Origin of the sequence: Candidatus Syntrophosphaera thermopropionivorans, assembly GCF_004353895.1 — a bacterium.
Taxonomy (GTDB): Bacteria; Cloacimonadota; Cloacimonadia; order Cloacimonadales; family Cloacimonadaceae; genus Syntrophosphaera; species Syntrophosphaera thermopropionivorans.
Map to the genome: position 1 here is coordinate 1 of NZ_SMOG01000058.1, position 331 is coordinate 331.

Sequence of the window (331 nt, forward strand, 5' to 3'; positions counted from 1 at the left end):
CTAATTGTAATCTTGATTGGAATCAAATGGAACTGGAAACTGAACATAATGCTATCGTTATTGATGAATTTATGCGAACTAATCTAAATCGTATATATGCAATAGGAGATGTTACAGGGAAATTGGCTCTTGCTCACACTGCCAGTAAACAAGGAGAAGTAGCCGCTGCTCATATTGCCAGTAATATATTAAATATTCCTTATCATCATCCACCTTTAAATTATACGAACATACCTCGTTGCACCTTTACCAGCCCTGAAGTCGCTTCTGTTGGTCATACTGAAGAAGAAGCACGGGAAAAATTTGGAGAACTAAAAATCGGTAAGTTTCC

General features: G+C 37.2%; 1 protein-coding gene. It reads left to right on the forward strand.

Going from position 1 to position 331, the window contains the following annotated elements; translation table 11 throughout:
- Positions 1–331 (forward strand): FAD-dependent oxidoreductase (locus E0946_RS07190; protein WP_165942109.1); only part of this gene is annotated, 331 nt, incomplete at both ends.